This window comes from Lactococcus sp. AK05 (assembly GCF_041026685.1).
Classification (GTDB): Bacteria; Bacillota; Bacilli; order Lactobacillales; family Streptococcaceae; genus Lactococcus; species Lactococcus lactis.
The window spans coordinates 20,186-37,404 of record NZ_JBFTEI010000004.1 but is presented as its reverse complement, the minus strand read 5'-3'; the positions used below and the strand labels follow the sequence as shown (position 1 = coordinate 37,404).

Annotated in this window: 15 protein-coding genes and 1 pseudogene; 12 read left to right on the top strand and 4 right to left on the bottom strand. The window is 34.4% G+C overall.

Going from position 1 to position 17,219, the window contains the following annotated elements; genetic code table 11:
• Window positions 1-153 precede the first annotated feature (153 nt).
• Both AB6B24_RS08780 and AB6B24_RS08775 read left to right on the top strand, forming a co-directional pair.
• A complete protein-coding gene (locus AB6B24_RS08780) occupies window positions 154-1,131 on the top strand; it encodes a D-2-hydroxyacid dehydrogenase (RefSeq protein ID WP_311804218.1) in 978 nt (325 codons plus the stop codon).
• Window positions 1,118-2,257, top strand: coding sequence for a nicotinamide-nucleotide adenylyltransferase (locus AB6B24_RS08775; protein ID WP_058205015.1), 1,140 nt, complete (start codon window positions 1,118-1,120; stop codon window positions 2,255-2,257). The genes AB6B24_RS08780 and AB6B24_RS08775 overlap by 14 nt, the downstream gene beginning before the upstream one ends.
• Before the next feature lie 67 nt (window positions 2,258-2,324).
• Here AB6B24_RS08775 and mgrA read toward each other — a convergent pair whose 3' ends face one another.
• Window positions 2,325-3,329 carry an L-glyceraldehyde 3-phosphate reductase gene (mgrA, locus tag AB6B24_RS08770; RefSeq protein ID WP_058219001.1) on the bottom strand — a complete coding sequence of 335 codons (1,005 nt, stop codon included), beginning with the start codon at window positions 3,327-3,329 and terminating at the stop codon, window positions 2,325-2,327.
• A gap of 125 nt (window positions 3,330-3,454) precedes the next feature.
• Between mgrA and AB6B24_RS08765 the strand changes: the two are divergent.
• The 7 genes and pseudogenes from AB6B24_RS08765 to AB6B24_RS08735 form a co-directional block, all read left to right on the top strand.
• Window positions 3,455-4,192: pseudogene (locus AB6B24_RS08765) on the top strand (MurR/RpiR family transcriptional regulator); the annotation flags it as partial.
• Window positions 4,193-4,470: 278 nt separating this feature from the next.
• Window positions 4,471-5,859 (top strand): glycoside-pentoside-hexuronide (GPH):cation symporter, encoded by a 1,389-nt coding sequence (locus AB6B24_RS08760; RefSeq protein WP_004254704.1) that lies wholly within the window; start codon window positions 4,471-4,473, stop codon window positions 5,857-5,859.
• A 129-nt stretch (window positions 5,860-5,988) separates the two neighbouring features.
• Window positions 5,989-7,008 carry a galactose-1-epimerase gene (gene galM, locus AB6B24_RS08755; RefSeq protein WP_311804217.1) on the top strand — a complete coding sequence of 340 codons (1,020 nt, stop codon included), beginning with the start codon at window positions 5,989-5,991 and terminating at the stop codon, window positions 7,006-7,008.
• Between the two features lie 26 nt (window positions 7,009-7,034).
• Window positions 7,035-8,234, top strand: coding sequence for a galactokinase (locus tag AB6B24_RS08750; RefSeq protein WP_010906249.1), 1,200 nt, complete (start codon window positions 7,035-7,037; stop codon window positions 8,232-8,234).
• Window positions 8,235-8,407: 173 nt separating this feature from the next.
• Complete coding sequence (locus AB6B24_RS08745) at window positions 8,408-9,889, top strand: UDP-glucose--hexose-1-phosphate uridylyltransferase (protein ID WP_311804216.1); 1,482 nt, start codon at window positions 8,408-8,410, stop codon at window positions 9,887-9,889.
• Window positions 9,890-10,006: 117 nt separating this feature from the next.
• Window positions 10,007-10,987: a UDP-glucose 4-epimerase GalE gene (galE, locus tag AB6B24_RS08740; protein ID WP_017865083.1), complete on the top strand. Its 981-nt coding sequence runs from the start codon at window positions 10,007-10,009 to the stop codon at window positions 10,985-10,987.
• Between the two features lie 118 nt (window positions 10,988-11,105).
• Window positions 11,106-12,053, top strand: a complete 948-nt coding sequence (locus AB6B24_RS08735) for an alpha/beta hydrolase (RefSeq protein ID WP_311805742.1) — start codon at window positions 11,106-11,108, stop codon at window positions 12,051-12,053.
• Between the two features lie 11 nt (window positions 12,054-12,064).
• Here the strand turns inward: AB6B24_RS08735 and AB6B24_RS08730 are convergent, their stop codons facing one another.
• Entirely contained in the window at window positions 12,065-12,442 is a 378-nt protein-coding gene (locus AB6B24_RS08730; protein WP_311804214.1) for a MerR family transcriptional regulator, read from the bottom strand.
• Window positions 12,443-12,519: 77 nt separating this feature from the next.
• Between AB6B24_RS08730 and AB6B24_RS08725 the strand changes: the two genes are divergently transcribed.
• A complete protein-coding gene (locus AB6B24_RS08725) occupies window positions 12,520-12,888 on the top strand; it encodes a carboxymuconolactone decarboxylase family protein (RefSeq protein WP_195935848.1) in 369 nt (122 codons plus the stop codon).
• 87 nt (window positions 12,889-12,975) lie between these two features.
• Here the strand turns inward: AB6B24_RS08725 and recF are convergent, their stop codons facing one another.
• On the bottom strand, window positions 12,976-14,052 hold the full coding sequence (recF, locus tag AB6B24_RS08720; RefSeq protein WP_010906242.1) for a DNA replication/repair protein RecF: 1,077 nt from the start codon (window positions 14,050-14,052) through the stop codon (window positions 12,976-12,978).
• The gene (yaaA, locus tag AB6B24_RS08715) at window positions 14,052-14,414 is read right to left on the bottom strand and encodes a S4 domain-containing protein YaaA (RefSeq protein WP_021469185.1); all 363 of its coding nucleotides are present in this window, start codon (window positions 14,412-14,414) and stop codon (window positions 14,052-14,054) included. The genes recF and yaaA overlap by 1 nt, the downstream gene beginning before the upstream one ends.
• Window positions 14,415-14,611: 197 nt before the next feature.
• Here yaaA and AB6B24_RS08710 point away from each other — a divergent pair, with 197 nt between their 5' ends.
• Entirely contained in the window at window positions 14,612-15,898 is a 1,287-nt protein-coding gene (locus tag AB6B24_RS08710; RefSeq protein ID WP_311804213.1) for a pitrilysin family protein, read from the top strand.
• Window positions 15,888-17,171, top strand: coding sequence for a M16 family metallopeptidase (locus tag AB6B24_RS08705; RefSeq protein ID WP_369164490.1), 1,284 nt, complete (start codon window positions 15,888-15,890; stop codon window positions 17,169-17,171). The genes AB6B24_RS08710 and AB6B24_RS08705 overlap by 11 nt, the downstream gene beginning before the upstream one ends.
• The last annotated feature ends 48 nt before the right edge of the window (window positions 17,172-17,219 follow it).

Here is a 17,219-nt window from a genome sequence, read left to right as displayed (position 1 = left end):
TTTTAGGACTGATAATTTCAGAATTGTCAAACTTCTATTTTTTATAAAATTAAGGCAAAGTGCTATAATCAAAGAAAGAAGATAAAGAAAACAAGGCTTGACTTTATTCTCTTTAAGTAGTCTTTAAAATTCATTTTATACAAAGGAGTCCCAATGATAAAAGCAATTGCCTTAGAAAATGTTTGGTTAAATTTTTCAGATGAAACAAAAGCGGCTTTCAAGAAAAATAAAGCTTACCAGTTTCAATTTAAAAAAGAAGAAGAGCTGACAGAATCAGATTTTCTGGAAACAGAAGTATTAGTTGGTCTGCCAAAGCCTGATTTATTAGCAAAATATAAAAATTTAAAATGGCTCCAACTTTTATCAGCTGGAACCAATGGTTATACTCAAGGAGCAAATTTTCCTCAAGAGGTAGTTTTGACAAATGCAACAGGAACTTATGGACTTACGATTTCTGAGCATTTACTAACACTGGCTTTCGTTCTTCTAAGAAAATTTGACCTTTATCAAAAACAACAAGAAAAAGAAATCTGGGAAAATGTTGGTCAGATTCAATCTATTTATGGCTCAACAGTATTGGTTCATGGTTTAGGTGATATTGGAAGTCACTTTGCACAAAAGATTCAAGCTTTGGGAGGTCATGTCATTGCAGTCAAACGAACTGTTTATGGTGATGAAGAATTTGCTGATGAAGTCTATGCCGAAACTGACCTAGACAAAGTTTTACCAAGAGCTGATATTATTGCTTCAAGTGTCCCTGGGACCCATGAAACTTATAAATTATTTAATCAAGAAAAATTTGATTTAATGAAAGAAAATGCTATTTTCCTAAATGTTGGTCGGGGAACAAATGTCGATTTAGAAGCCTTGTGTGATGCTCTTGAGTCTAAAAAAATTGCTGGGGCAGGAATTGATGTGACCGACCCAGAACCATTGCCTAAAGGTCACCGGGCTTGGCATACAGAAAGACTATTAATCACTCCTCATGCTTCTGGCGGTTATACTCTTCCTGAAACATGGCGTCGCTTTATGAAAATATTGGAAAAAAATCTCGATGCCTATGCAAATGGTAAGGAATTGACGAATATTGTTGATATGAAAACAGGATATAAACGAAATGCTCACAAATAATATTTCAAAATCAAAATTAAGTGGAAAAAATATCGGTATTTATTTTGGAACTTTTGCTCCTCTGCATACGGGGCATCAGCAACAAATCTATAAATGTGCAAGTTTGAATGACGGGGTCTTGCTTGTCGTTTCCGGTTATGATAATGACCGTGGTGCCCAGATTGGCCTACCTCTTGAGAAACGATTCCGTTATTTACGAGAAGCTTTTAATGATGAAGAAAATATTAAAGTTTCGATGCTTAATGAAAATGATTTACCAGAAATGCCTAATGGTTGGGACGAATGGGCAAATCGTTTATTTGAATTGATTCATCATAATACATTGGAGAGAGATTTATCAGTCACTTTTTATGTCGGCGAATTAGAATACGCAGCAGAACTGAATAAACGATTTCCAGCTGACGGGAATCAATATGCTGTTGAAATTGCTGACAGACATGATATTTCACTATCAGCTACACAAATTAGAGAAAATCCGCAAGAACACTGGACTCACATTAATCGCGTCTTTAGAAGACATTTTTCAAAAGTTGTAACTGTCATGGGTTCAGCTTCAACAGGTAAATCAACCCTGGTTCGCCGTTTGGCACGTTCCATTAATGCTCCGTTTTCAGAAGAATACGCTAGAGAATATGAAGAAGCTTTTAATATTGATGATGATGAGTTGAAAATGGATGATTATGCTCGAATGATTACAGGTCAATATGATGCGAATTCTCGCGAAGTCAATTCGCCTGCCAACCAAGGAATTGTCTTTTTAGATACTGATGCCATTGTGACCAGAGTGTACGCTAAATTATACTTACCTAGAGAAGATTTCGAGCAGCTTGAACCTTTATTCAAGAAAACAATTGCAGATGAACGAATGGATTTAATTTTAGTCATTCCACCAATTACAGAATATATTGATGACGGCTTTCGTCATATGGAATGGGAAGAATCACGTCATGAATTTCATGAAGAATTGATGCGTCAATTAGCTGAGTTTGGATTAATGGATAAAGTTGTTATTTTAGATGACGAAGGAGATCACCGTGATCAGGAAGGATATTTAACACGTTATCATCATGCAATTGATGCTGTTCACGAATATACTGGTGTAAAAATTGACCGATTGAGCTATTAATTTTACTGACAGCTTTATTTAGAAAATAAAAAGTTACTGACAGATTTGTCAGTAACTTTTTTGTTCTTTATAAGAGCTTTTCAATCTTAATTAATTCTTCGTCAGTAAATTTCAAATGTTCTAAAGCTGCCACATTTTCAATGATTTGTTGCGGACGGCTTGCGCCAATTAAAGCAGAAGTGATGCCTTGAACCTTGTCATCTCTTTCTCGTAAAACCCAGGCCAAGGCCATTTGAGCTAAAGATTGTCCACGACTTTGAGCCAAATCATTAAGCGCTTGGACTTGTTCCAATCTTTCTTTCGTAAGACTGTCATCATGCAAAGTTGCATAATGAGGGTCACGCATTCGCGAATCTTCAGGAATACCATGTAAATATTTTCCGGTTAAGAGTCCTTGGTACAAAGGTTTAAAGGCGATTGTTCCTATCCCCGCCTCCGTCAAAGTTTCTTGCAAATCATCTTCAATCCATCGATCTAGCATTGAATAACGAGGCTGATGAATCAAGAGTTTAAAGCCTAACTTTTCAGCCGCTAAGACCGCAGCTTCGGTTTCTTTGGCGGAATAATTGGACAAACCTACATAAAGTGCTTTTCCGCTATCCAGAGCGCTCTTTAAAGCCCCCATTGTTTCTTCAATCGGTGTATTTGGGTCAGGACGATGTGAATAAAAAATATCAACATAGTCAAGTCCCAAACGCTCCAAAGATTGATCAAGACTAGCCAGCAAACTTTTTTTGCTGCCCCAGTTTCCATAGGGTCCAGGCCACATTGGATAACCAGCTTTAGTTGAGATAATTAACTCATCACGTAGTTTTTGGAAATCTTCTTTCAAAATACGACCAAAATTACGTTCTGCCGAACCGGGTTCTGGCCCATAATTATTGGCCAAATCAAAATGAGTAATTCCTAAATCAAATGCCGTATGAATCATGTCCCTCGCATTTTCAAAATCATCTACCGAACCAAAATTATGCCAGAGTCCTAATGAAAGGGCAGGCAATAATAAACCAGAATTTCCAGCTGGGCGATAAATCATGTGGTCATAACGAGTGGGATTGGGAATATAAGTCATTACTTTCTCCTTAAAAATAGAAATAAAAACGATTTCAGGGAATTATAGCAAATGTAAGCGTCAAATGTTATAATTTTAGGATAGAAAACATTTTTTGATAACAACAAGCGAATCAATGGAGTAAAAATATGTCCAATTTAACCAATGCTGAATCCTATACTTGGCAAATTATTCAAGAAAACTATGAGAAAATTCCACAATTATCAATTTCAGAATTGGCAGAATTGGCTCATGTTTCTCTCTCAACTGTCAATCGAACAGTAAGAAAAAAAGGTTTTGAAGGTTATGGTGAATTTAGATATTCAATTCGTGAGAAAAAACTTCCTGAAATCAATGGTTTTTCCAAAGAAGTCTTGGGGGCTATTGCTAAAAATCAAGAAGAACTTTTGAAAACAATAGAAAATATCTCTGCTGAAGAAATTGAAAAAGCTGTGGAGTTGATTCAAGAATCAGAGGAAATCTTAATTTTTTCACGAGGCTTATCAACAAACGTTGCTGACGAACTGATGAAAAAGTTGCAACTTTTCCGTAAGCCCGTCAGTTTGCATGATGATTCAAAATACATGGCTTACTATGCCCGTTTCGTTAATGAAAAAAGCCTAATCATCGTTTTATCACTTTCAGGAGAAACAGTAGAAATTTTAAATGCTCTAAATATTGCCAAAGGACAAAATCCCAAAATATTATCCTTAACTGTTAATGCTAATACCAGTCTGACCAATCTTTCGGATATAAGTTTGATTGGTTACAAGAGTAGTCTTGAGGTGAATTATTTTGATTTAGATGTTCATAGTAGACTCTCATTATCCATTTTATCAAGAGTTCTAATTGATGCTTACTCCATTTATACTTTAAAACAATAATGCTTCGATATCAAGTCATATCGAGCTTTTTTTTATAAAAAGAGCAAAATAGAAAGGGTTTCCAAAAGATAAGCTAAAATTGGAAACCCTTTCTTAAATCAAAGTGTTATACTCTAAATGTGAGCGATTTCAAAATGAAATTGAAGACTGTTTCGCTTTTAAAAACTTATCCAAAATAAAAGTTTTCCCAACCAAGGATTACTCGTTTCAAAAGGCAAAACAGTAGCTTTGTAGATTTACTTATGAATTAAGTAGATTTAGTATAAAGGAGGATTCCCATGAAAGAGGGAAAAATGAAACAACGTTTATCGTACGCTTTTGGTGCATTAGGACATGATGTTTACTATTATTCAATTAGTACATTCTTCATCGCCTTTGTAACGGCACAAATGTTTGCTGGAACACCACATGAGGATGCGATGATTGCTTTAGTCACTAGTTTAGTCGTTATTATTCGTTTAATCGAAATTATTTTTGACCCAATCATTGGTTCAATTATTGATAATACCCACACAAGATGGGGAAAATTTAAACCTTGGTTGGTTGTTGGTGGGATTATGTCATCTTTGATGATTATGCTCATGTTTTCAGACTTCTTCGGACTAGCAAAAAGTGATAATCGTACATTATTTGCCATTGTCTTCATCATTGCCTTTATTATTCTTGATGCCTTTTATTCATTCAAAGACATTGCCTTCTGGTCAATGATTCCAGCGCTATCAGAAAAAAATTCTGAACGTGAAACACTTGGAACTTTCGCCCGTTTTGGCTCAGCAATTGGTGCGCAAGGGGCAACTATTTTAGCGATTCCAATTACAATTTTCTTTACTAAAGGTGGACATGCTCAAGGAGCAAGAGGATTCTTTGCTTTTGGTGTTATTGCCGCTTTGGTCCAAGGAATTTCGGCTTTGGTAACCGCTTGGGGAACTAAAGAACAAAAATCAGTTATTCGTCAAGAAGGAACCAAAACAAATACATTGGATGTATTTAAAGCGCTCCTAAAAAATGACCAATTAATGTGGTTGTCACTTTCATATATTTTATTTGCCATTGCTTATGTGGCAACAACAGCAACTTTGATTTTGAACTTTACTTTTGTTATTGGAAATGCTAGTCTTTATTCAATTACAGGAATTGTCGGATTCATTGGTTCAATCATTCTCGTTCCAATGTTTCCGATTTTAGCTAAAAAATTTGGACGACGCAAAGTTTTGACTGGAGCAATCATTTCAATGCTTCTTGGTTATCTCTTGTTCGTTTTAGGAAGTTCAGTAGCAATGACTGTTGCTGGATTAATCTTCTTAACTGCCCCCTATCAACTTGTTTTCTTGTCAGTATTAATGACAATTACTGACTCGGTAGAATATGGTCAATGGAAAAATGGAGTACGTAATGAAGCCGTAACGCTTGCCATGCGTCCATTGCTTGACAAAATTGCCGGTGCTTTCTCAAATGGTATCTATGGATTTGTGGCAATTTCAGCAGGAATGACAGGTTCAAAATATATCGCTGGTCACACTTACGGTGTGGCAACATTTAAACTCTACTCATTTGTAGTTCCAGCCATTTTGATGATTATCGCTTTAGCAGTTTATTTATTCAAAGTTAAATTGACTGAAAAACGTCACGAAGAAATTGTTGCAGAACTTGAAGAACGTTTAAAATAGGTAAATAATTTACTGACAGCTTTTGTAAGATAGAAGATAAAAAGATGAAATTCGTTTAAAAGGTCATCAGTAAATCTGTCAGTAGAATTTTTAAAATTTGATTAAAGGTCATTATAGTTAGGAAATATCATGGAAATTAAAATAAGAGATTTTGGCTTAGGAAGTGACTTAATTAGTCTAACCAATAAAGCAGGTGTCACAATTTCTTTTACAAATCTGGGCGCTCGGATTGTTGACTGGCAAAAAGATGGAAAGCATCTGATTCTAGGCTTTGATTCAGCTAAAGAATATTTAGAAAAAGATGCCTATCCTGGTGCAACAGTTGGACCTACAGCAGGAAGAATTAAGGATGGTTTGGTCAAAATTTCTGGGAAAGATTATATCTTAAATCAAAATGAAGGCCCTCAAACCTTACATGGTGGGGAAGAAAGTATTCATACTAAACTTTGGACATATGAAGTTACCGATTTAGGAGCTGAAGTTCAAGTCAAATTTTCCTTCGTTTCTAATGACGGAACAAACGGTTATCCTGGTAAAATAGAAATGTCAGTAACTCATTCTTTTGATGAGGATAATAAGTGGAAAATTCATTATGAGGCCATTTCTGATAAAGACACTGTGTTTAATCCAACTGGGCATGTCTACTTTAATTTGAATGGTGATGCTAGTGAATCTGTTGAAAATCATGAACTTCAACTGGCTGCTTCAAGATTTGTTCCTTTAAAAGACCAAACAGAAATTGTTCGTGGTGATATCGTTGATATAAAAAATACAGACTTGGATTTCCGTCAGGAAAAACAATTATCAATTGCCCTCAATTCTAATATGGAACAAGTTCAATTAGTTAAAGGAATTGACCATCCTTTCTTGTTAGACCAGTTAGGACTTGATAAAGAACAAGCTCGTTTAACGCTTGATGATACTTCAATTTCAGTCTTTACCGACCAACCAAGTATTGTGATATTTACAGCAAATTTTGGTGATTTAGGAACTCTTTATCATGAGAAAAAGCAAGTGCACCATGGTGGAATTACTTTTGAATGTCAAGTATCACCTGGATCTGAGCAAATTCCAGAGCTTGGAGATATCAGCCTAAAAGCGGGAGAAAAATATCAAGCAACCACAATTTACAGCTTGCATACAAAATAAAGAAATAAATTTAGAGGAGAGAAGAAATGTCTATAGTTGTAGAAAATAGTACTGTATTATCAGCATTAACAGAAAAATTTGCAGAAGTTTTTGGAGATACAAAAGAAGTTGAATACTTTTTTAGCCCAGGACGAATTAATTTGATTGGTGAACATACCGATTACAATGGGGGATATGTTTTCCCGGCATCAATCACAATTGGAACAACAGGACTAGCTCGTCTGAGAGAAGATAAAAAAGTCAAACTTTACTCAGAAAATTTTCCTAAATTAGGCGTCATTGAATTTGATTTAGATGAAGTTGAAAAGAAAGATGGTGAGCTTTGGTCTAATTATGTTAAAGGGATGATTGTCATGCTTAAAGGAGCAGGCTATGAAATTGACAAAGGTTTTGAATTGTTGATAAAAGGAGAAATTCCTACAGCATCTGGCCTTTCATCATCAGCATCACTTGAGCTTTTAGTCGGCGTTGTTTTGGATGATTTATTTAACTTAAATGTTCCACGTCTTGAATTGGTTCAATTAGGACAAAAAACAGAAAATGATTATATTGGTGTTAATTCTGGAATTTTAGACCAATTCGCTATTGGTTTTGGTGAAGTCAAAAAAGCAATCCTATTGGACTGTAACACTCTAAAATATGAGATGGTTCCTGTTGAACTTCGTGATTATGATATTGTTATCATGAATACTAACAAACCGCGGGCTTTGACAGAATCAAAATACAACGAACGTTTTGCTGAAACACGTGAAGCACTAAAAAGAATGCAAACGAGATTAGACATTCAATCACTTGGAGAATTATCAAATGAAGAATTTGATGCCAATACCGATTTGATTGGGGATGAAACATTAATTAAACGTGCACGTCATGCCGTTTATGAAAATAATCGAACTAAAATTGCTCAAAAAGCATTTGTTGCAGGTAATTTGACAAAATTTGGAGAACTTCTTAATGCTTCACATGCTTCTTTGAAAGATGATTATGAAGTCACAGGACTTGAACTTGATACCTTAGCAGAAACTGCTCAAAAACAAGCCGGTGTCTTGGGGGCCAGAATGACTGGAGCCGGATTTGGCGGTTGTGCAATCGCTCTTGTTGCTCATGACAATGTTTCAGCCTTTGAAAAAGCCGTCGGCCAAGTTTACGAAGAAGTTGTCGGTTATCCAGCAAGCTTTTACGTCGCTCAAATTGGTTCTGGTTCAACAAAGTTGGATGTTGAATAAATCAAATAATATTAAAAAATTTTTATGAGTGATTTAAGTGAGTTAACATTAAATTAGTGATAGCAAATTCAAGCACTCAAAACTAAGTGCTTGAATTTTGTATTCATTTCCAAAACTCACTAATCAAGACAAAGCAAGAACTTTACTTACAGAAGTAAATTAGAAAGTATTTTATGTCAATTTATCAATCAATTCAAGATTTTATTAGTCTTGCTTTACAAAATGGAACGATTGAGCCACTTGATGAGCTCTATCACAGAAATCAACTTCTTCATTTTCTTGGTCTAAATGATTGGGCAGAAGTCGATAAAGAAGCTCACGAGAAAGATTCCTTAATTTTAATGGATCAACTTTTAGCGATTGCAAATGAAAATAATGTGATTGAAAAAGGACAAGATGAATTTTATGAAGCTGCTTTGATGAATTTTATTACACCACGCCCAAGTAAAATCAATCATGATTTCTGGGAAAAATATAAGACTTCTCCAGATGCAGCAACTCATTATTTTTATGAACTGGCACAGCAAGTGAACCAAGTAAAAACTCGAGATATTGCACGTAATATTGCCTTTAGTCATTTGACAAAATATGGAAAACTTGAAATAACGATTAATCTCTCAAAACCAGAAAAAGACCCCAAAGCCATTGCGGCAGCCAAATTAGTAAAGGCTTCTTCTTATCCAGCTTGTCAACTTTGTTTGGAAAATGAAGGATTTTATGGCATAGGAAATAAACCTGCTCGTTCTAATCATCGAATCATTCAAGTTTCAATTAACGGCGAAGACTGGGGCTTCCAATATTCTCCTTATGCCTATTTTAATGAACACTCGATTTTATTAAATGCTAAACATCAACCAATGGAAATTAATAAACGAGCTTTTGATAATTTATTGGGATTTCTAGATCAATTTCCTGATTATATGATTGGTTCTAATGCAGATTTACCAATTGTTGGAGGATCAATTTTGACTCATGACCATTATCAAGCTGGCCGCTATGAATTTCCGATGGCAAAAGCTGAACTTCGAGAAGAAATTAAACTTCAACAATTTCCAGAAGTTTCTTGTGGAATTGTGAATTGGCCAATGTCTGTTCTAAGATTATCAAGTAAAAACCAAGTAGAACTTTCAAAAGCTGCAGATGAACTTTTAAAAAAATGGCAAGTTTATAGTGATGAAAGTCTTCAAATCAAAGCTAAAAGTGCTGACGGAAAGCTTCATCATACAATTACTCCGATTGCTCGAATTCGAGAGGGGAAATATGAATTAGATTTAGTTTTACGAGATAATAATACAAGTGAAATTTATCCAGATGGAATTTTTCATCCACATCCAGCCCTACACCATATCAAAAAAGAAAATATTGGATTGATTGAAGTGATGGGACTTGCAATTTTACCAGCCAGGTTAAAGACAGAACTTTTGGAAGTTGAAAAATATCTCTTGAATCAAGAAAATGAGATGTCAGAAATTCACAGACCATGGGCTGAAGAATTGAAAGAAACAGAATATTTTTCAAAAGAAACAGTTCATGAAACAGTTCAGGAAGCAGTTGGAGAAGTATTTGAACAGGTGTTAAAAGATGCCGGAGTGTTCAAAGATAATGAAGAGGGACAAGCTGGTTTCCATAGATTTATTAATTTTATAAATGCTTAATCCTAGAACTAAGTTTAAAATTTATTGAGTGATATTAGCGATCATAATTGTTAGTGTTTCCAAAAGTGATATAAATTCTCAATAATTTGATATAATGTATAGAAAATGGAGGTTTTTATGACGGTTTTAGTTCTTGGTGGAGCAGGATACGTGGGAAGTCACGCGGTAGATATGCTTCTTAAACGTGGTTACGATGTGGCAGTGGTGGATAATTTAGTGACAGGTCACCGTGAATCTGTTCCAGCAAATGTACGCTTTTACGAGGGAGATGTGCGTGATCATGCTTTCTTAGCTAGTGTTTTTGAAAAAGAAAATATTGAAGGAATCATGCATTTTTGTGCTTACTCTTTAGTGGGTGAGTCAATGCAAAAACCTTTAATGTATTTTAATAATAATGTTGGTGGTGCTCAAGTAATTCTAGAAACGATGGAAGAATTCGGAGTAAAACATATTGTTTTCTCAAGTACAGCAGCTACATTTGGAATTCCAGAAAAAAGTCCAATTTCAGAAAAAACACCTCAAAAACCAATTAATCCTTATGGTGAAAGCAAATTAATCATGGAAAAAATGATGAAATGGCAATCGCAAGCAACTGATATGACTTATGTCGCTTTGCGTTATTTCAATGTTGCTGGGGCTAAGGATGATGGTTCAATTGGTGAAGCTCATAAAAATGAAACACATTTGATTCCAATTATTTTGCAAACTGCACTTGGTCAAAGGGAATTCATTACTATTTATGGTGATGACTATCATACGCCTGATGGAACTTGTATTCGTGATTATATTGATATGGAAGATTTGATTGAAGCACACATCAAAGCACTGGAGTATCTTAAAGCGGGCGGTCAGTCTGACCAATTTAATCTCGGTTCAAGTAAAGGTTATTCAAATCTTGAAGTACTTGAAACCGCACGAAAAGTAACAGGTAAAGAAATTCCAAGCCAAATGGGTGAACGCCGTGCAGGAGACCCAGATGAACTAGTTGCTGATTCAACAAAAGCTGGTGAAATTTTGGGTTGGAAAGCACAAAATGATTTAGAGCACATTATTACGAACGCTTGGAAATGGCACCAAAGTCATCCAAAAGGTTACTAATTAATTATCTAAAATTCGAAAAAAGCTCAATTTTTTGAGTTTTTTTGTATGAAATCGTCATGAAAATGTAAAGGTAATTGTGATAATTATTAATAAAAAAATTGATATAATGAAGTGGATGAAAAAAAGACAGTTAAGAAGAAATAAAAATAAATTTAAAAGAGTATCACTAGCTTTTTTTGGTTTAGTGATTATTTTAGCGGGAGCTCTTTTTCTTTTTTGGCCTAAGGGGACAACCTCCGTGACCAAAAATAATGATAAACAAACGTCATCAATATCGACATCAACTAGTAATAGTTCCATTTCAGATTCGGGAAAACAAGTGATTTATCCAACAATTTATATCTCAGGTTCTTCAGGTGACGTGTTGCCAATTGACTGGTTGTTTGAGGGACTACTTCCTATTAAGAATGTATCTGCTCAGAAATCACTGGTAATAACATCGAATATTGCTAAAAATTATGAATTAAAAGTTGGGGGACAAATTTCGCAAGATAATCAGTATCCATTGATTGAATTTGGGACAGTTAAAGGTACGGACTCGGGAGCTCTTTTTTCTGCGGGACTTCAAAAAGCGATTAGATATTTGACAGAAAACTATCAGGTCCCTTGGATTAATTTAGTAGGCTATTCTTCTGGAGCAACGGGAGCGATTTATTATATGATCGATACAGCTAATAAATCTAATTTTCCACCAGTAAATAAATATCTCTCTTTGGATGGTGAGTACAATAAAGAAACTTCTCTTCAATTTGGAGAAACCTTAACAGATGTTTTAAAAAATGGTCCTTTAGTTAAAACAGCAATGTATCAGTATATAGCAGAAAATTATAATAAGATACCAGCAAAAATTCAGATGTTATTACTAGAAGGCGATTTTGATAGTAATAAACAAACGGACAGCGCTATTCCATGGGCTGACAGTTTTTCGATTTATCACCTCTTTAAAAAGAATGGCAATGAAATAACTACAACACTATATCCAACCACTCTAAGACATGGACAAGATCCCAGAAATCCAATAGCCGTTAAATATATTAAAAATTTTATCTATGGTGATTCATAAAAAACTCGGAATTAAGATTCCGAGTTTTTTTGAAGAGTTTCATAGTAATGATGTTTTTTTTGTAAAATAAAATCTAAGTGACCTTCTAAATCAGTAATTTGTTGGCGTAAAATTCGCTCTTGTTCAACTAAAAGTGAAATACGTTGAATAATTGTTGAATCGCCTTGTTCTCTTAAGTGAGAATAATCTTGGATTTTTGCAAGAGGCATTCCTGTTGCTTTAGCTCTTTTGATAAAGTAAATCCATTCAAGGTCAGCTTCTGTAAACTCTCGATAATTACTAGAGTTTCGAGCAGGTTTTAATAATTCAAGTTCTTCATAATAACGAAGAGTAGCGATTGGAAGTTCTGTCAGTAGAGCTATTTCTGAAATTTTATAAGTTTTAGTCATTTTTTTCTCTTTTTCGCTTGCCCTCAAGTTAACTTGAGGGCTTATAATGATTTTATCATAGAAAGCTGGTAAATAAAATGAATAAAAAAGAAATTGGTTTAAAAAATTTAGTGAAAATTGACGGAGCAGCTGCTGAAGTTGTTTTTGATTCACTCAAAGATCTTGCACCAGACTTGAATGATCTGATGCTAGAATTCGCTTTTGGAACGATTTATGAGCGAGGAGTTCTCAATTTTAAACAGCGTGAAATGATTACTATCACCAGTTTGTTGACTCAAGGAGGCTGTGAAAATCAATTGCGCGTGCATATTCAAGCTTCATTAAATGTTGGACTAACGCAAGAAGAAATTATTGAAACTTTTATTCACTGTGTTCCTTATGTCGGTTTTCCAAGAGTTTTAAATGCTATCTTTGTTGCTAAGGAAATTTTTACTGACAGAAAGTAAAAAAGTTACTGATGAATTTCTGTCATAGGATAGCTGTTACTGCTTTAGTAATTTACAGATATGCTAGTAGTTTCATCAGTAATTTTTTTATTGCTCTTGTTCAATGGTTCCAGCATTAACATGGAAAATACTCAGATTCTCAGGCAAATTTTTGAGATGATCAAGAGTAGTTGTAGTTATAAAAGTTTGTGTTTTACCCAAACTTGTTTCAATCAAATCAAGTTGACGATGATTGTCTAATTCACTCATGACATCATCTAAAAGTAAAATCGGATACTCACCAGTCTCTTCAAAAATTAAATCAATTTCTGCTAATTTAATTGAGAGAGCAACGGTTCGTTGTTGTCCTTGACTACCAAAATCAGCAACATTGATCTCATTGATAAAAAATTGTAAATCGTCACGATGAGGGCCTACCGATGTTTGATGCCTAAAAATATCATGGTCTTGTCTGCTCAATAATTCTTTTGAAAAGTCAGTTTTCACATTTTGATTATAAATGATTTTTAAATTTTCTTTACCATGAGTAAGTTGCTCATGGATTTTTTTTGCATGAACTTCAAGTTTATCAATAAAATTTTGCCGCTCAAGCATGATTTTATTACCATGTTCAGCTAATTGTCCGTCAAGAACACTTAAAAAATTTTTATCAATTTTGTCTTTATCAAATTTTAAATAAGCATTCCGTTCTTTTAACGCACGATTATATCGCATGGAATCATAAAGGTAAACCGCATGGATTTGTCCGAGTTCAATATCCATAAATTTTCTGCGAGTAGCTGGAGAACCTTTGACCAATTCCAAATTTTCAGGTGCAAACATCAAGATTTTTAGTTGACCAATGTAGTCGGCTAAGCGATTTTCTTTGAGATGATTGGCTTTAGCAATTCTCCCTTTGGGACTTAATTGAACTTCAAGTGGAACAGTTGCATGAGCTTTTTCAACAACTCCTGAGACTTTCATTTCTTGTTGCGACCAAGAAATGAGCTCTTTATCATGACTTGTTCTGTGACTACGAGTGAGTGCTAAAAAATGAATCGCCTCAAGAATATTTGTTTTCCCTTGAGCATTTTGTCCTAAAAAAATATTGAGATTAGGATGAAAATCAAGTTTTAATTCCTCATAATTACGAAAATTTTTGAGTTCAATTGCTTTGAGTTTCATTATTTTCTACCAGGAAAACGTGGCGGAGTTTTTTTAGCTGGTTTTGTCGTCTTGTTTTCCGCGTTCATTTTTTTCACAATAGCTTTAACACGCGCTTCTTCAGCTTTTTCTGCTTCATGTTCTTTAATCGCATCGGCGTCAGCTTGTTCAAAAGTAACTTTTAAATCAAAAGTTGGAAATTCTAATAAATCTCCGTCACGGAGTTTTTTGCCACGACGATTTTCAGCTTCGCCATTATAGAAAATATTTCCTTCGTTTTCAGCAAGGAAAATTTTTGCTTGACCTCCTGTTGAAATTAATCCAAGTTCTTTCAAAACTTGTCCGAGTGTGATATATTCTTCAAATAAAATGTATTTTTTCATAGTCTTATTTTAACATAAATCTGAAATTTAGTTCATTGGAAATTTAGAAATTTATTGAATAAAATAAGGAAGCTTTAAGATAAAAATTATTCGTCATTTTCGTTAGGAAATCTCACAAAATTGCTTCAGTTTTTGGTATAATAAAGGTTGCCTTAATAACTAGAAAAAGCTTGATAAAATAGGAAAGTGATAGTCAATTGACAGAAATTAAAATGGCAGATGGAGTGATGCTTCATCTCATTAAAGAAAGCAAATTTAAAACAGTAAGACTAATGGTTCGTTTTCGTGAAGAAATGTCAGCTGACACCCTTGGAAAACGTGTCCTTATTTCTAATATGCTCGAAAGCACTAATGCGGTTTATCAAACCGGAAAAGATTTTAGTCGCAAATTATCTGAACTGTATGGCGCTTCGTTTACGACAGGAGTGGCTAAAAAAGGGAAACAACATTTACTTTCTCTTAATATGAGTATCGTAAATCCTAAACTTGTTGATTTTGATACTTTGGGAGCAGCAGTCGATTTCTTGAAAATTGCAATTTTTCAACCCGATGCTGCTAATGGTCAATTTAATCCCGAAATTTTCAAAAGAGAGCAAAGAAATTTATTGCATTATTTGGCCTCAATGAATGATGACCGTTCTTATTATGCCAGTCGTCAGTTGGCCAATTTATTCTTTGAAGATGAGAATCAAGCATTACCAAGTGTTGGAACGAGCGAATTGATTGCCAAAGAAAATCCAAAAGCCGTTTTTGAATATTATCAAAAAATGCTGACAGACAATGCCATTGATATCTTTGTCTTAGGTGATGTAGATGAAAAACGAATGATTGAACGATTCTCAGACTTCAATTTTACTGACAGAGCTGTCAGTAAAGAAATTTTTTATCAACAATCACTGACAGAAAGCTCAGTAGTGACAGATGAAAAAGAGGTGGCTCAATCTATTTTGCAATTCGCTTATCAAATGCCAATTGCTTATGGAGACAAAAACTACCTTGCTTTGCAAGTGATGAATGGACTTTTGGGAGGTTTTGCTCATTCAAAACTCTTTACCAATGTTCGGGAAAAAGCAAGTTTAGCCTATTCAATTTCTTCAACTTTTGATTCTTTCACAGGTTTTCTAAAAATTGCAGCTGGAATTGACGTTGAAAATTATGAAGAAGCCAAAAGTTTAATCTTTGAACAATTAGAAGCCATAAAATCAGGAGATTTTACAGAATTAGAAGTTGAGCAAACCAAAACAATGTTACGAAATGCTTATTTTGTGGGGCAGGATTCGCCGTCAAATACAATTGAGTTAGAGTATGTAAAAGCACTTATTCCAGATAAATTTTTACCGATGTCTGAATTTTTAAAGGCCCTCGAATCTGTTTCAAAAGCCGATTTGATTAGCGTTGCAAAATCATTAAATCTGCAGGCAGAATACTTTATGAAAGGATTTATTGTGAATCAGGAAAAAATGGAGGTCAGCCTTGAAAAGTAAGTTTTATGAAAAAATAGGTGAGAGATTATTTACAGATATTTTGCCTAATGGCTTGACCGTTTATTATCTTCCAAAAGCAGATTACAATCGAACTTACGGCTTGTTCACCACAAATTTTGGTTCACTTGATACAAGTTTTGTCCCATTGGGAGAAAGTGAATTTCAGACTTTTCCAGAAGGAATCGCCCATTTCTTAGAGCATAAACTTTTTGAAAAAGAAGAGGGTGATGTCATGTATAAGTTTGGAGCTTTGGGAGCTCAAACTAATGCTTTTACAAGTTTTTCAAGGACTTCGTACCTTTTTTCTACTCGTGAAAATTATTATGAATGTACAGAACTTTTACTTGATTTTGTCCAAAAACCTTATTTTACAAAAGAAAATGTTGAAAAGGAACAAGGAATTATTCAACAAGAAATCCAAATGTATCAAGATGACAGCGATTGGCGTCTTTTTGCAGGGCTTTTGGAAAAAATGTACCCTGATTCTCCTTTAGCAGCTGATATTGCTGGGACACCGGCGACAATTAATGCCATTACGGCAGATGATTTGTATAAAAATTATGAAGTTTTTTATCATCCTAAAAATATGAATTTGTTCCTAACAGGTCCTTTTGATATTGAGATGATGTCAGACTTTGTAAGAAGTAATCAAGCTAAAAAAGACTTTGCTGATCTATCAGAAATTCAAAGAAAAGAAATTAAAGCGAGCGAACCAATTTCGGGAGAGAGTTTGGAACTTGAAGTCGCCATGCCAAAATTTGCTTTGGGTCTGCGCGGTGAAGACCAATTTTCAAGTGACTCAAAGACCCTATTTAAATATAAATTAGCCAATCAACTTTTTCTCGATTTGCTTTTTGGTAGAACCAGTCAGCGCTATGAAGAGCTTTATAATTCAGGCCTAATCGACGATTCCTTTGGTTTCTCCTTTGATTTGGACAAGAGATTTCATTTTGCAGTGTTGACTGCTGACACAGAAAATCCGCAAATTTTAGGTCAAACTTTGCAAGAAGCCATAAAAAGTTATAAAATAGATAGAGATTTTAGTGAGGAACATCTCGACTTGCTTAAAAGAGAAATGTTGGGAGATTATTTTAGTTCATTAAATTCGCTTGAATATATTGCGAATCAATTTTCATCAGAAATTTATGGTGACTTAACTTTCTTTGATTTCCCTGAAATTTTGAAAGAATTAAGTCTGTCAGAAATTGAAAAATTTGCTGACCAATTTATTTCTGAGATGAAAAAAGTAGAATTTACAATTTTACCTAAATAAATCCCTCTGTCAGTAAGACAGGAAAGCTAAAAATCTACTGACAGAAAT

What these genes read in the sequence shown, in the direction of transcription:
- AB6B24_RS08780 (WP_311804218.1), top strand. Translation starts at nt 154, where the DNA reads ATGATAAAAGCAATTGCCTTAGAAAATGTTTGGTTAAATTTTTCAGAT.
- AB6B24_RS08775 (WP_058205015.1), top strand. Translation starts at nt 1,118, where the DNA reads ATGCTCACAAATAATATTTCAAAATCAAAATTAAGTGGAAAAAATATC.
- mgrA (WP_058219001.1), bottom strand. Translation starts at nt 3,329, where the DNA reads ATGACTTATATTCCCAATCCCACTCGTTATGACCACATGATTTATCGC.
- AB6B24_RS08760 (WP_004254704.1), top strand. Translation starts at nt 4,471, where the DNA reads ATGAAAGAGGGAAAAATGAAACAACGTTTATCGTACGCTTTTGGTGCA.
- galM (WP_311804217.1), top strand. Translation starts at nt 5,989, where the DNA reads ATGGAAATTAAAATAAGAGATTTTGGCTTAGGAAGTGACTTAATTAGT.
- AB6B24_RS08750 (WP_010906249.1), top strand. Translation starts at nt 7,035, where the DNA reads ATGTCTATAGTTGTAGAAAATAGTACTGTATTATCAGCATTAACAGAA.
- AB6B24_RS08745 (WP_311804216.1), top strand. Translation starts at nt 8,408, where the DNA reads ATGTCAATTTATCAATCAATTCAAGATTTTATTAGTCTTGCTTTACAA.
- galE (WP_017865083.1), top strand. Translation starts at nt 10,007, where the DNA reads ATGACGGTTTTAGTTCTTGGTGGAGCAGGATACGTGGGAAGTCACGCG.
- AB6B24_RS08735 (WP_311805742.1), top strand. Translation starts at nt 11,106, where the DNA reads ATGAAAAAAAGACAGTTAAGAAGAAATAAAAATAAATTTAAAAGAGTA.
- AB6B24_RS08730 (WP_311804214.1), bottom strand. Translation starts at nt 12,442, where the DNA reads ATGACTAAAACTTATAAAATTTCAGAAATAGCTCTACTGACAGAACTT.
- AB6B24_RS08725 (WP_195935848.1), top strand. Translation starts at nt 12,520, where the DNA reads ATGAATAAAAAAGAAATTGGTTTAAAAAATTTAGTGAAAATTGACGGA.
- recF (WP_010906242.1), bottom strand. Translation starts at nt 14,052, where the DNA reads ATGAAACTCAAAGCAATTGAACTCAAAAATTTTCGTAATTATGAGGAA.
- yaaA (WP_021469185.1), bottom strand. Translation starts at nt 14,414, where the DNA reads ATGAAAAAATACATTTTATTTGAAGAATATATCACACTCGGACAAGTT.